This window comes from Rugamonas sp. FW305-51 (assembly GCF_058786935.1).
Genome location: NZ_JBYSZG010000119.1, coordinates 1 through 751, shown reverse-complemented (window position 1 = coordinate 751; position 751 = coordinate 1). Strand labels below are relative to the sequence as shown.

General features: G+C 60.7%; 1 pseudogene. It reads left to right on the top strand.

Annotated features, from left to right (window positions below):
• Positions 1-60: 60 nt before the first annotated feature.
• Positions 61-751 (top strand): annotated as a pseudogene (locus AC3WOS_RS28550) (IS3 family transposase); the annotation flags it as partial.

Genomic DNA, 751 nt, shown 5'->3' with positions numbered 1-751 from the left:
TGAGGTACTCTGACTTTTTCGGACACTCCTGTTTGGTAAACTTCATCAACGGGAGGATTTATGAAACGGACAAAAACATACACGCCGGAGCTTCGTGAAGAAGCGGTCAAGCTGGTGCTGGCGCAGGGCCTAACGCTTGAAGAGGCGGCAGCACGCATCGCCATTCCGAAGGGGACTTTGGGCAACTGGGTAAGTGCCGCAAAGCGCGGGGCAACGCCCACTGCGGCGCCAGGGAGCCGCACAGTCCCCGAGCTGGAGGCTGAGAATGCCAAGCTGCGCAGGGAGCTCGCCGAAGCCCGGATGGAACGAGATATCGTAAAAAAGGCGGCGGCGTACTTTGCGCGGGAGTCGCTGCCAAGTACGCGGTCATGAAAGCGATGCGACTCGAATATCCGATTGCCGTGATGTGCCGAGCGTTTGGGGTGTCGCGCAGTGGCTACTACACTTGGGCGAGTGGTGCGTTGTCGGCGCGTGCGCAGGCCGACGAACGCCTGAAGGTGGCCATCAAAGCCGTCCACACGCAAAGCCGCGAGACCTACGGCCCGCTGCGCATGCAGCCGGAGCTTGCGGCCCAGGGCTTTGATGCTGGTCGTGACAGGATTGCGCGCCTGCGCCGCGAACTGTCCTTGCGCTGCAAGCAGAAACGCAAATTCAAGGCCACGACAAACTCGAACCATGACCTGCCAGTGGCCGACAATTTGCTGAAGCAGACGTTCGCTCCTACCCGGCCGAACGAGGCCTGGGTGACTGA